The 12,318-nt window shown below is 69.9% G+C and carries 11 protein-coding genes; 9 read left to right on the forward strand and 2 right to left on the reverse strand.

All coding sequences use genetic code 11. The annotated features are described in order from the left end of the window. Positions 1 to 369 precede the first annotated feature (369 nt). The 3 genes from MKK65_RS07725 (at position 370) to MKK65_RS07735 (ending at position 3,687) form a co-directional block, all read left to right on the forward strand. Positions 370 to 1,464 (forward strand): glycosyltransferase, encoded by a 1,095-nt coding sequence (locus tag MKK65_RS07725; protein WP_243956820.1) that lies wholly within the window; start codon positions 370 to 372, stop codon positions 1,462 to 1,464. Next, positions 1,461 to 2,519: a glycosyltransferase gene (locus MKK65_RS07730; RefSeq protein ID WP_243956822.1), complete on the forward strand. Its 1,059-nt coding sequence runs from the start codon at positions 1,461 to 1,463 to the stop codon at positions 2,517 to 2,519. The genes MKK65_RS07725 and MKK65_RS07730 overlap by 4 nt, the downstream gene beginning before the upstream one ends. Positions 2,520 to 2,754: 235 nt before the next feature. After that, a complete protein-coding gene (locus MKK65_RS07735; RefSeq protein WP_243956823.1) occupies positions 2,755 to 3,687 on the forward strand; it encodes a MerR family transcriptional regulator in 933 nt (310 codons plus the stop codon). A gap of 78 nt (positions 3,688 to 3,765) precedes the next feature. Here the strand turns inward: MKK65_RS07735 and MKK65_RS07740 are convergent, their stop codons facing one another. After that, positions 3,766 to 3,948 (reverse strand): hypothetical protein, encoded by a 183-nt coding sequence (locus MKK65_RS07740; RefSeq protein ID WP_058193970.1) that lies wholly within the window; start codon positions 3,946 to 3,948, stop codon positions 3,766 to 3,768. A gap of 246 nt (positions 3,949 to 4,194) precedes the next feature. Between MKK65_RS07740 and MKK65_RS07745 the strand changes: the two genes are divergently transcribed. The 5 genes from MKK65_RS07745 (at position 4,195) to MKK65_RS07765 (ending at position 10,412) form a co-directional block, all read left to right on the forward strand. Next, entirely contained in the window at positions 4,195 to 5,433 is a 1,239-nt protein-coding gene (locus tag MKK65_RS07745; protein WP_243956824.1) for an efflux RND transporter periplasmic adaptor subunit, read from the forward strand. 22 nt (positions 5,434 to 5,455) lie between these two features. Further along, a complete protein-coding gene (locus MKK65_RS07750; RefSeq protein WP_243956825.1) occupies positions 5,456 to 8,596 on the forward strand; it encodes an efflux RND transporter permease subunit in 3,141 nt (1,046 codons plus the stop codon). A gap of 86 nt (positions 8,597 to 8,682) precedes the next feature. Then, positions 8,683 to 9,240, forward strand: coding sequence for a DUF4337 domain-containing protein (locus tag MKK65_RS07755; protein WP_243956826.1), 558 nt, complete (start codon positions 8,683 to 8,685; stop codon positions 9,238 to 9,240). A gap of 246 nt (positions 9,241 to 9,486) precedes the next feature. Beyond that, positions 9,487 to 10,017 (forward strand): phosphate-starvation-inducible PsiE family protein, encoded by a 531-nt coding sequence (locus MKK65_RS07760; RefSeq protein WP_243956827.1) that lies wholly within the window; start codon positions 9,487 to 9,489, stop codon positions 10,015 to 10,017. A gap of 65 nt (positions 10,018 to 10,082) precedes the next feature. Continuing rightward, on the forward strand, positions 10,083 to 10,412 hold the full coding sequence (locus MKK65_RS07765) for a CCDC90 family protein (RefSeq protein ID WP_243956828.1): 330 nt from the start codon (positions 10,083 to 10,085) through the stop codon (positions 10,410 to 10,412). 9 nt (positions 10,413 to 10,421) lie between these two features. Here MKK65_RS07765 and MKK65_RS07770 read toward each other — a convergent pair whose 3' ends face one another. Further along, entirely contained in the window at positions 10,422 to 10,940 is a 519-nt protein-coding gene (locus tag MKK65_RS07770) for a TspO/MBR family protein (protein ID WP_058193975.1), read from the reverse strand. 138 nt (positions 10,941 to 11,078) lie between these two features. Between MKK65_RS07770 and MKK65_RS07775 the strand changes: the two genes are divergently transcribed. Next, positions 11,079 to 12,281, forward strand: coding sequence for a trans-sulfuration enzyme family protein (locus MKK65_RS07775; RefSeq protein WP_243956829.1), 1,203 nt, complete (start codon positions 11,079 to 11,081; stop codon positions 12,279 to 12,281). Positions 12,282 to 12,318 lie beyond the last annotated feature (37 nt).

Here is a 12,318-nt window from a genome sequence, read left to right on the forward strand (position 1 = left end):
GGTGTGCGGATCCACACTGCGGGGTCACAGCACACACAGGCAGGACTGCGGCTCTACCTCCCCCCGATGCGGAGGAGGATGGACCCCGAACGGGGTCCGGAGAGGAGGGCGACGGTGGAGAAGACGGCTTTGCCCGTCATGGCGATAGAGCCCAGTCCCGGAGCCGGGTTCCCGTCTCCCGCCCCGGCCTATCGGCCAGCCCACCCTCCTCCGCAGGAGGGGGGAGGGAAAGCGCGTGTAGGCTTTGAAGCGTCATCTCTTTCAGCGGGGGACGATCCGGACTTCGGTTCGTGAACCCGGGCACCCGCACGGAAGTGATGAGAGCGCTACGTTTCGAGAGTTCGCGCCGACAAGGTTGGGAAAACCGCTATGCCCCTCGCAACCGCAGCCCCGATCGCTCGGCCCTGCGTCGTCTGCATCCCCGCGCGCAACGAGGCGGAGCGGCTGCCGATCCTGCTCGCCACCCTGGCCCGGCAGGAGGGTTTCTCGGCCGAGGCGCCGCTGCGGGTGGTGGTGATCGCCAACAACTGCACCGACGGCACGGTCGCGGCGGTCCACGCCCAGGAGGCATCGGGCGCGCTGGCGAGCCTGACGCTGCGGGTGATCGAGGCGGCGCTGGACGGCGCCGCGGCCCATGTCGGCACCGCCCGCCGCATGGCGCTCGATGCCGGCGCCGACTGGCTCGACGCCGAGGTCGGTCCGAGCGGGATCCTGCTCACCACCGATGCCGATGCGCGCTTTCCGGCCGACTGGGTCGCGGCGAATCTCCGGGCCCTGCACGGCGCGGATGTGGTCGGCGGCCGCCTGGTGATCGACGATGACGGTGCCGCGGACCCGCGCCTCGGCGCGTTGCACGCGCGGATCGAGCGGTACTGGGCCGGCGTTCGCCGCCTGGAGGACATCCTCGACCCGCCGCCGCACGACCCCGCCCCGCGCCACGGCGACCATACCGGCGCGAGCCTCGCCGTCCCGGTGGCGCTCTACCGCGCGGTCGGCGGGTTGCCCCCCCTGCCCTGCGGGGAGGACAACGCCCTCGTCGGCCTGCTTCGGGAGAGCGGCGCCCGCCTGCGCCATTGCCCGGACGTGCGCGTGATGGTCTCGGCCCGCCATCAGGGCCGGGTCTCGGGCGGCATGGCCACCGAGATGGCGCGCCGCGCCCGGGTGCTGGCCGGCGAACCCTATCTCCTGCCCGAGGCGGCCCATTGGCAGGCGCTGATCCTGCGCCGCGCCGCCCTGCGCCGGGCCTTCCACGCGACCGGATCGGCCCGGGGCGAGGCTTGCGCCCGGCTCGGGCTCGACGCCGACGCATGCGCGGCCTTGGAGGCCTGCATCAACGACATCGCCTTCGTGGAGCGGGCCGACCGCATCCTCGAATCGCGTTCTGCACCGGCCCGGGAATGCCCCCTCGACCGGGCGCTCGCCGACCTCGACGCCCTCGCCCTGTCTCTGCGGGACGCGGCGTGACCCGCGGGATCGGCTGGTACGTCCACCACCAGGGCGCGGGCCATCTCCAGCGCGCCCATGCGGTCGCCGCCGCCCTGCCCCGGCCGTGCACGCTGATCGGCACCCTGGCGGCGCTCGACACGCCGAACATTGCGACATCTGGCCTGGACGTGCTCGACCTCCCCGACGACCGGCCGCTCGGCGGATCGGCGTTCGACGGACGGGACGGCGAGGCGGAACGGCCCGAGGCGTTCCACTACGCGCCCCTGAACCATCCCGGCGTGCGTGCGCGGATGACGCGCATCGCCGAATGGGTCGCCCGGACGGAGCCGGCCCTCATCGTGGTCGACGTCTCGGTGGAGATCGTCCTGTTGGCGCGGCTCCTGTCGGTCCCGACCCTGGTCGTGCGCCTCGCCGGCACCCGGACGGACCGTCCCCATTGCGAAGCCTTCCGCAGCGCCACCCGCCTGCTCGCGCCCTTCCCCGAAGCCCTCGACGGCGCCAACGTGCCCGATTGGGTCCGCGCCAAGACGCACTATGCCGGGTTCCTCGGTGCGCCGGCCCAAAAGGCCGGTGAGGCGGGCGACGATATCGTCGTGGTGTTCGGCCGCGGCGGCGCGGGAGGCGATGTCGCCGACCTCGCCGGCGCGGCCCGCGCCGTGCCAGACCGGTCCTGGCACGTCCTCGGTCCCGTATCCGGCTCCGGCGAAGTCCCCGAAAACCTGCACCTGCACGGCTGGGTCGACGACGTCGAGGCGCGGATCGCCCGGGCGGCCTTGCTGGTCGGGGGCGGCGGCGACGGCCTCGTGGCGCTGGCCGCCGGGCAGGGCAAGCGCTTCCTGTGCCTGCCGGAGGAGCGGGCCTATGGCGAGCAGACCGAGAAGGCCGAGGCCCTGCAGAGGCTTGGCGCGGCAGTGGTCCATCCGGGCTGGCCCAGCGCCAGGGCCTGGCCCGGGCTGGTCCAGGCCGGCCTCGCCCTCGACCCGTCGGTGATCGCCGCACTGCACCGGCCGAGCGCGATCCCGGATTGCGCGGCGACGATCGAGGCGCTGGTCCGGCAGATCGGACGCGCTTGAGGCGCGGCCGTTTCCAACCGAGTCGCTGAAACGACTCCTCCACCCGTCATCGCGAGCGCAGCGAAGCGAGCCAGGGTGGCGGGCGATCCCAGACCATGGCGTGTCGCTGGGTTGCTTCGCTGCGCTCGCAATGATGGAGAGGGCCGTCACAGTCTTCTGGCGCCGCGCCTTACGATCCAGAGCCGCGCGCACCAGGCTTGACCCTCCATGTGGTGGAACCCGTAATCGAGTCGCCATGGGAGCGAAGACGTACACGATCGGTGATCTGGCGCGCCTCTCCGGGCAACCGGTGCGGCGGATCCGGTTCTACTCAGACAGGGGCCTGCTACCGCCGACCCTGCGATCCGCGTCGAACTACCGGGTCTACACCGACGCGGATGTCGCCAAGCTCGACCTCATCCAAGCACTGCGCGAGGCGGGGGTCGGGCTCGATATGATCGGGCGGTTGCTGGCACGTCGCCCGTCGCTGCACGACGTGCTGCGAACGCGCCTGGAGATCCTTGAAGCCGAGATCGCGGCCAAGCACCGAGTGGCTACGATCCTCCGTGCCACGCTTCGCATCCCAAACCCTGCCGATGGTGATCTGAGGAGGATTTGGACCATGAGCAACTTGAGCAATCAGCAGATGAAGGCTCTGGCGGAGCAATTCGTCGACGCCATCGCGGCGGGCACGGCGCTTGATGCGCCCCGGCGGCGGCAGCTCCTCGCCATGACCGTGCCGGAACTGCCAGAGGATCCCACGCCGGACCAGATCACCGCCTGGGATGAGCTTTCGCGGCTTCTGGCGGATCCGACCTTCGTCCGCGAGGTGCAGGAGGGGACCAAGGCGTTCTGGACGGACGCGCTGGATCCCGACGCCTACCGGACGGCCTCGCGGATAGCCTACGAGAATGCAGCCAACGCGATCGCGAGACATCTGTCGCCGCGGAGTCCCGAAGCCCAGGCCCTCGCGCGCACTTGGCTTGCCGAGTCGGCCCGCGCCCTCGGACGCATGCCAGATTCGGCATTCCGGGATTGGCATGTCACGCAATACGAGCGGAATGGCGGGCGCCTTGGTCGATACCGAGAGCTCCTGGGCGTCCTGGGCAAGGACTTTCCCATCGCCGTCGATCGAACGGTGTGGCGCTGGCTGAACGACGCTCTCAAGAACCTTCAGCCTGCGCCTTGAGCCTCGCCGACCGAGCACGAAAACGGCGCCCGTCCGCGCGGACGGACGCCGGGATGGGGCGGCTCGTCGTCGGCTGACTTAAGAAATCAGGTCCAGCTTGGCCGCCTCGAGCCCGTTGGCGCGAATCGTGTCCGGCAGGGCGGAGAAATCCCGATAGCCGGCCTCGCGGGCCATGGCGTCGAGCGCCGTCTGCTCGTCGTCCGCTGCACCGGTCCAGACCACGGCGCCGCTTTTCACCTGCTTGATCTGAAAGATGCTCATAGAACCCTCCCCGGTGTCGTGAAGACCTGCGATCTAATAACCGCGTCTCCCGCAGTCGGTTGCAGGTCGAAGGTCGTCATCCGAAACTCTTTTGACCTACACCCGACCTGCGGCTCACCGTCCAGGGACGGGACCGGCACGAGCCGCTATCCTCTCCTCGTCGCGTGGGCCCGCGCCATGAAAACGCCGATCTACCCAGCGACGGAGAGGTAGAACCAGTATCGAGCCGCCAGCGAGGCTTCCGTTTTGCAGATCCTGTCCGGGCGCGCGTCCCGCCTCTCCCTCCTATGCGGGATCGCGCTTCTGGCCGCGGCGCCGGCCCGGGCCGTGGAAACGGCCGCCGTTCCCGATGCCGCCGCCATCGCCCCGGCCGTCACCGTCGTCCCGGCCCAGCGCCGCGAGATCGTGGAGCGCGCGGTCGTCACCGGCACCCTGGTCCCCCGGGACGAGATCCTGGTCGCTCCGGAGGTCGAGGGCCTGCGCATCACCGAGCTTTTGGTCGAGGAGGGGGACCGGGTCACCAAGGGTCAGGTGCTCGCACGGCTGTCCCAGGAGATGATCGTCACCCAGGAGGCCTCGAACGTCGCCGCGGTCGCCCGGGCCGAGGCGGCGATCGTCCAGGCCCGGAGCCAGATCGTCCAGGCGGAGGCCGCCAGTATCGAGGCCAAGCAGTCGCTGGAGCGCGCCCAGTCGCTGGCCAAGACCGGCAACGCCACCGCGGCCGTGCTGGAGCAGCGCGTCTCGGCGGCGCAGGGCGCCGAAGGCCGTCTGGCGTCAGCCAAGGGCGGCCTGCAATCGGCCCAGGCCGACCTCGCCACCGCGCGGGCGGCCGGTTCGGAGATCGCCCTGCGGCGCGCCCGCACCGACATTCGCGCGCCGGAGGCCGGCATCGTCAACCGGCGCACAGCCCGGGTCGGCGCCTCGGTCACGGCGGCGGGGGAGCCGCTGTTCCGCCTGATCGCCCGCGGTGAGATCGAGCTGGAGGGCGAGGTGCCCGAGACCTCGCTCGCCCGCATCACGGTGGGCGACCCGGCAATCCTCGATCTCGACGACGGCCGCCAGCTCCGCGGCAAGGTCCGCCGGGTCTATCCGGAGGTCGACCGGGCGACCCGGCTCGGAAAGGTCCGCATCCGCCTCACCGACGATCCGGCCCTGCGCATCGGTGCCTTCGCCCGCGGCACCGTCGAGGTGGCGCGCCGCGAGGGCATCGCAGTCCCGGTTTCCAGCCTGCTCTACGCGGCGGACGGCCGGGCCAGCGTCCTGGTCGCCAAGGACGGGCGCGTCGAGGCGCGTACGGTGACCTCGGGCCTGTCGTCCGATGGCTATACGGAACTCCGCTCGGGCGTCGCGGCCGGCGAGACCGTCGTGGTGCGGGCGGGCAGCTTCCTGCGCGACGGCGACCGGGTGCGGGCCGTCTCCGCGCCGGCGGGCACGCCCATGAGCGCGCCCGTCAGCGCCCCAATGGCCGACGCGGCCCCGCGGTAGGACTGAGTCGAAGGATCCTGCCATGCGCCTCAACGTCTCCGCCTGGGCGATCCGGAAGCCGCTGCCCTCGGTGGTGCTGTTCCTGGTCCTGATGATCCTCGGGCTGGTGAGCTTCCGCGCCCTGCCGATCACCCGCTTCCCGAACATCGACATCCCGATCGTGTCGGTGACGATCACCCAGTCGGGCGCGGCGCCGGCCGAGTTGCAGACCCAGGTGACGAAGTGGGTCGAGGATTCGGTCGCCGGGGTGAAGGGCGTCAAGCACATCCTCTCGACCATCACCGAGGGCATCTCGACCACGACGATTGAGTTCCGCCTGGAGGTGAACCAGGATCGGGCGACCAACGACGTCAAGGACGCCATCGCCAAGATCCGCCAGAACCTGCCGCGCACCATCGACGAGCCGATCGTTTCCCGGGTCGAGATCGCCGGCCTGCCGATCATGGTCTACGGCGCCTCCGCGCCCGCCATGACGCCCGAGGATCTGTCGTGGTTCGTGGACGACGTGGTCGCCCGGGGCCTGCAGAGCGTGAAGGGCGTCGGCGGCGTCGAGCGCCTGGGCGGCGTCGCCCGGGAGATCCGGGTCACGCTCAAGCCCGACCGGCTGCTGGCGCTCGGGATCACCGCGGCGGACGTGAACCGGCAATTGCGCCTGACCTCGGCCGACATGGCCGGCGGGCGCGGCGAGGTCGGCGGCCAGGAGCAATCGATCCGGGCGCTCGCCGCCTCGGCGAGCCTCGATACGCTCGCCAAGACCTCGATCGTGGTGCCGGGCAACCGCAAGGTCCGCCTCGACGAGCTGGCGACCCTGTCGGACACCGCCGAGGAGCCGCGCACCTTCGCGCGCTTCAACGGCGAGCCGGTGGTGGCCTTCGCGGTCTCCCGGGCCAGCGGCGCCAGCGACGCCGACGTCTCGGTGGGTGTCGCGAAGAAGATCGCGGCGCTGCACGCGGCCAACCCGGACGTGCGCTTCGACCTGATCGACACCAGCGTCGTCAACACGATCGGCAACTACCACTCGGCGATGATGGGCCTGATCGAGGGCGCGGCGCTGGCGGTCATCGTGGTGCTGCTGTTCCTGCGCGACTGGCGCGCGACGCTGATCGCCGCGGTGGCGCTGCCGCTCTCGGTGCTGCCGACCTTCTGGGTGATGAGCGCACTCGGCTTCTCGCTCAACGCCGTGAGCCTGCTGGCGATCACGCTGGTCACCGGCATCCTGGTGGACGACGCGATCGTGGAGATCGAGAACATCGTCCGGCACATGCGGATGGGGAAATCGCCCTACCGCGCGTCGCTGGAGGCGGCCGACGAGATCGGGCTCGCGGTCATCGCCATCACGGCGACGATCATCGCGATCTTCTCGCCGGTCTCGTTCATGGGCGGCATCGCCGGCCAGTATTTCAAGCAGTTCGGCCTGACCATCGCGGCGGCGGTGTTCATGTCGCTGCTGGTGGCGCGGCTGATCACGCCGCTGCTCGCCGCCTATTTCCTGCGCGACCACGGCCCCGACCACACCACGGACGGGATCGTGATGCGCGGCTACACCCGGCTGGTGGCCTGGTCGGTGCGGCACAAGTTCATCACCCTGATCCTCGGCATCGCCTGCTTTGCCGCGTCGATCGCCTCCACGGGCCTGCTGCCCGCGGGCTTCCTTCCGGCGGAGGACCAGGCCCGCACCCTGTTCGTGCTGGAGCTGCCCCCGGGCGCCCGGCTGCCGGACACGATCAAGCTCAGCGACGCGATCGAGCAGAAGATTCGGGCGCTGCCCGAGGTGAAGAGCATGTTCGTGGATGGCGGCCGGCAATTGCCCGGCAAGAAGGAGGTGCGGCTCGCGACGCTGACCATCAACCTCACGCCGAAGAACACCCGCGCGCGCACCCAGAAGCAGGTTGACGCCGAAGTCGCCGCGATCCTGCGCGAGGAGCCCGATATCCGGTTCTGGGCCCTGCGCGAGAGCGGCCAGCGCGACATGGCGCTGATCATCGCCGGCCCCGACAAGGCCGTGGTGGCGGATGTCGCCGTCAAGCTGCAGCGCGAGGCGGCGCAGATCCCGCACCTCGTCAACGTCATGTCGACGGCCCCGCTCGACCGGACCGAGATCCGCATCCGGCCGAAAGCCGGCGTGGCGGCCGATCTCGGCGTCTCCACCGACACGATCGCCGAGACCGTGCGGGTCGGGACCATCGGCGACATCGGCATGAACCTCGCCAAGTTCAACGCCGCCGACCGGCAGGTGCCGATCCGGGTGCAGCTGCCCGAGAGCCTGCGCGGCCGGCTCTCCGAGCTCGAGACCCTGAAGGTCCCGGTGAAGGGCGGCGCCGCGGTCCCGCTGGCGACGGTGGCCGATATCAGCCTCGGCCAGGGCCCCACCGGCATCGACCGCTACGACCGCGCCGTGCGCGTCGCCATCGAGGGCGACATGCAAGGTACCGACGCGTTGGCCGAGCTGATCAAGCAGGTGATGAACCTGCCCACCGCCAAGAACCTGCCGCCCGGGGTCACGATCAGCCAGACCGGCGACGCCGAGGTGATGGGCGAGGTGTTCGAGGGCTTCGCGTTGGCCATGGGCGCCGGCCTGATGATGGTGTTCGGCGTGCTGATCCTGCTGTTCGGCAACTTCCTCCAGCCGCTCACCATCCTGTTCTCGCTGCCGCTCTCCATCGGCGGCGCGATCCTGGCGCTTCTGATCTGCCACATGCCGATCTCGATGCCGGTGGTGATCGGCATCCTGATGCTGATGGGCGTGGTCACCAAGAACGCGATCATGCTGGTCGACTTCGCCGTCGAGCAGATCCATGCCGGCGTCGACCGCACCACCGCCATCGTCGATGCCGGCCGCAAGCGCGCCCGGCCGATCGTGATGACCACCATCGCGATGGCCGCCGGCATGGTGCCCTCGGCGCTGGCGTACGGGATCGGCGGCGAATTCCGCGCGCCCATGGCGGTGGCGGTGATCGGCGGGCTGATCGTCTCGACCGTGCTGTCGCTGGTCTTCGTGCCGGCGATCTTCGTGCTGATGGACGATCTCTCGCGCCTGCTCGGCCGGCTGTTCGGCCGCTTCGTGGGCGAGCGCGACGACCCGGAGGACGAGCCGGGCTACGGCCAGCCGGCGCATCCGGCCAATGACGGCCGCTCGACGCCGCCCAGGATTGCGGCGGAATAAGCAGCGGACGGGCGACGCGGCATTGCGCGCCGGGCCGCGATGGGCTGTGAGTCGCGCCCGACGAATCAACGGGGAAGCGGGAAACGATGTCGGGTGGTCACGGGGCGATCGAGGGCTCGAACAAGCGCGTGGCGCTGCTGATCTCGGTCCTGGCTTTGTTCCTCGCCTTCAGCGAGACCCTGGGCAAGGCCGCCCAGACGGATTCGATCGGCTCGAACGTCGAGGCCGCCAACCAATGGGCCTATTTCCAGGCGCGCACGATCCGCTCGACGGTGCTCAAGACCGCCGACGAGGCGCTGGCCCTGGTGCCGCCCGGCCCGAACCAGGACGCGATCGCGGCCAAGCGCGCCGAGTGGGCCAAGACCCTGGCGCGCTGGGAATCCGAGCCCGCCACCGGCGAGGGCCGCAAGGAGCTGACCGCGAAGGCGCGGGCCTCTGAAGAGCGGCGCGACCTGTCGTTGCTGCGCTACCATCATTACGAGCTGGCTTCGGCCGCCTTCCAGATCGGCATCGTGCTGGCCTCGGCCGAGGTCATTACCGGCATCGCCATCCTGGTCTTCGCCGGCGGTTTCCTGGGACTGGCAGGGGCGGCCCTGCTCGGCTTCGGCTATCTGGCGCCGCACGCACTGCCGTTCTTCCACTGAGAATCGGGTTGACCGCGTGATCGCGGTACCGTGACGGTTCCGATCGACCGCGATCCCATGCGCCCCCTCATCCGGAGGTCGAGGATGGGATCGGTTGAGTCGACAGGTTCCGCAGGATCGTCGGCCCGTGGATGACCGGGCTTCGACAGAAATCGACTCACCTATAAAGCTTCGAGCATCGATCCGGATCCCGCATCACGAACGATGCTCTACCTTCGCCACGGCTTCACCGGGGGATGCAGCGCAATGGACGACCAGGACGACGAACAGCAGGGACGCCTGACGCGGATCGCCAGCGGGATCTTCCTGCACACCGAGCACGCGATCTATGCGGCGCTGGGCCTGCTTCTGGCGGTCACGGCCTTCGTGGCGCTGATCGACGCCGCCGGGCTGACCTGGGACGCCCTGCGGGCGCTCGGGGGCGCCGACAAGATCCTCGAGGTGATTGATCGGCTGCTGTTCCTGCTGATGCTGATCGAGATCCTGCATACGGTGCGGGTCTCGATGCGGTCCGGCAAGCTGACCTGCGAGCCGTTCCTGATCGTCGGCCTGATCGCCTCGATCCGGCGGGTGCTGGTGATCACCCTGCAATCCTCCGAGATCACCCACGCCAAGGACTGGTCGCCGGAGAAACAGGCCCTGTTCAACGCCTCGATGATCGAACTCGGCGTCCTGGCAGGCCTGATCCTCACGATGGTGCTGGCGATCTTCATGCTCCACCGTGCCCGCGGCGACGGCAAACCGGCGGGCGACGAGACGACGAGCGACGGGAGCTGAGGGCGGCTTCGAGATCGAGAGCGGATCGACGACAAACGCGCTCCCCGCGTGCCATCGTCGATTCCATGAGCCTCGTCTCCCTCGACACGCTGGCAATCGCACGGAAGCTTCAGGCGGCCGGTTTTTCGGACGTCCAGGCTGAGGCTATGACCGGTGTCTTGCGTGATGCTCGGGAAGCCGACCTGTCGACGCTGGTGACGAAGGTCGATCTCAGTTCCGAGATCGCACGTACTCGGTCCGATTTGAAGGCTGAGATCGGTTTGGTGAGATCCGACCTCAGAACCGAGATCGCCGACACGAAATACGAAATTCTGAAATGGGTGCTGTCGGCGATCGGTTTTCAGACGATCGTGGTCGTCGGCGCCATCGTGGCGCTGACCATGGGCCCGCATTGAGCGCCCTCATCAATTCAGCCGCAGGATCGCGGCGTTGAGCAGGGTCGCGAAGGCCACCCAGGCGGCGTAGGGCACGAGTAGCCAGGCCGCGGCCCGGTCGAACCGCCAGGACAGGCGGATCGTCCACAGCACCATGACCAGCAACATCGCCACCACGATCAGCCCGGCGCCGATCGCGTGGGCGGTGAAGAAGACCGGCGTCCAGGCGGCGTTCAGCGCCAGCTGGACCAGGAACGCCGCGAGCGCCAGCCACCAGCCCTCGCGGCTCGGCCCGGTGCGCGGCATGACACCGAGCAGCCGCCACAGCGCGACGGCGATCATCGTGTAGAGCAGGGTCCAGGCCACCGGGAAAACCCAGTTCGGCGGGTTGAAGAATGGCTTGTTCAGGCCGGCATACCAGCCCGGGATCTCGGCCTGGGTCGCGGCCGACCCGATCGAAGCGGTGATCATCACCGGCACGATCGCGGCCGCCAAGCGTAGCCAGCGTGGCAGGGCCGGACCTACGGGGACTTGTGTCGCAGCAAGCATCGTCGGTCGTTCTCCGCTCAAGCATCCTCCCGAAAGATGGATGCCGGCCTTCGGGTAAGAGGATCCGGGGTTGAGGCGCAGGTTGCAGGGGCCCGTGCGCCGTGGCACGCGCCTGGTTCCATCCGCCGGAATCGCCAGATGTCAGACCCTAACGCGCCTCACCGGGATACGGATACCGGCAACGATACGCCGACCGGGTTCTCCCGCCGAAGCCTCGCCGCGCAGGCCCTGGGCCGGATCGAGCCCGAGACCCGCGCAGTGGTGATGCCGCTGCATCTCTCCACCACCTTCATCCGCGATCCCGACAACGGCTACAGCTCGGGCTACTGCTATGCCCGACCCGACAACGCCACGGTGCGCGAGGCCGAGGCCGTCCTGGCGATGCTGGAGGGCGCGCAGGCCGGCGCCCTGCTGTTCGGGTCCGGCATGGCGGCGGCGACCGCCGTGTTCGGCGCCCTGGAGCCGGGCGACCACGTCGTCGCCGGCACCGTGATGTACTGGGCGCTCAAGCGCTGGCTGCGCGAGGAGGCGCCCCGCCGTGGGCTGACCCTGACCTTCGTGGACACCGACGACACCGACGCCCTGCGCGCGGCGATCGAACCGGGTCGGACCAAGCTCGTCTGGATCGAGACCCCGGGCAACCCGCTCTGGACTGTGATCGACATCGCGGCCGCGGCCGAGATCGCCCACGCGGCCGGCGCGCGGCTGGCAGTGGATTCCACCGCCGCCTCGCCGGTCCACACCCGTCCGCTCGAACTCGGCGCCGACATCGTGATGCATTCGGGCACCAAGATCCTGAACGGCCATTCCGACGTGGTGGCGGGTGTGCTCGCGGGCGCCAAGGCGGATGCGTTCTGGGAGCGGATCCGCGGAATCCGGGCCGGCAGCGGTGGGATCCTCGGGCCGTTCGAGGCCTATCTGCTGATGCGCTCGCTCCGGACCCTGCACCTGCGGGCGGCGGCGCAATCGGCTGGCGCCCTGCGGCTCGCCGAGCGCCTGAGCGGGCACAGGCAGGTGCGCCATGTCCTGTATCCCGGCCTGCCCGACGATCCCGGCCACGCCGTGGCGCGCCGGCAGATGCAGGACGGCTTCGGCTACATGCTGTCGATCCGGGTGGCGGGCGGCGAGGCCGGGGCGATCGCCACGGCGGCGCGGGTGCGGCTGTGGAAGCGCGCGACCTCGCTGGGCGGCGTCGAAAGCCTGATCGAGCACCGGGCCTCGGTAGAGGGCCCGGGCAGCCCGTGCCCGACGGACCTGCTGCGCCTCTCCACCGGGATCGAGGATACCGACGACCTCTACGACGACCTCGACCAGGCCCTCCGGGGTGCGCACGGGGATTGATGATCACGGGTGTGGTGCCGAAGGCCGTGCTTGCGCG

The sequence above is a fragment of the Methylobacterium sp. J-001 genome, from assembly GCF_022829565.1.
Classification (GTDB): domain Bacteria; phylum Pseudomonadota; class Alphaproteobacteria; order Rhizobiales; family Beijerinckiaceae; genus Methylobacterium.

Bases quoted from the DNA above. Each gene is read 5' to 3' on its own strand.
- MKK65_RS07725 (WP_243956820.1), top strand. From the start codon at position 370: ATGCCCCTCGCAACCGCAGCCCCGATCGCTCGGCCCTGCGTCGTCTGC.
- MKK65_RS07735 (WP_243956823.1), top strand. From the start codon at position 2,755: ATGGGAGCGAAGACGTACACGATCGGTGATCTGGCGCGCCTCTCCGGG.
- MKK65_RS07740 (WP_058193970.1), bottom strand. From the start codon at position 3,948: ATGAGCATCTTTCAGATCAAGCAGGTGAAAAGCGGCGCCGTGGTCTGG.
- MKK65_RS07750 (WP_243956825.1), top strand. From the start codon at position 5,456: ATGCGCCTCAACGTCTCCGCCTGGGCGATCCGGAAGCCGCTGCCCTCG.
- MKK65_RS07755 (WP_243956826.1), top strand. From the start codon at position 8,683: ATGTCGGGTGGTCACGGGGCGATCGAGGGCTCGAACAAGCGCGTGGCG.
- MKK65_RS07760 (WP_243956827.1), top strand. From the start codon at position 9,487: ATGGACGACCAGGACGACGAACAGCAGGGACGCCTGACGCGGATCGCC.
- MKK65_RS07765 (WP_243956828.1), top strand. From the start codon at position 10,083: ATGAGCCTCGTCTCCCTCGACACGCTGGCAATCGCACGGAAGCTTCAG.
- MKK65_RS07770 (WP_058193975.1), bottom strand. From the start codon at position 10,940: ATGCTTGCTGCGACACAAGTCCCCGTAGGTCCGGCCCTGCCACGCTGG.
- MKK65_RS07775 (WP_243956829.1), top strand. From the start codon at position 11,079: ATGTCAGACCCTAACGCGCCTCACCGGGATACGGATACCGGCAACGAT.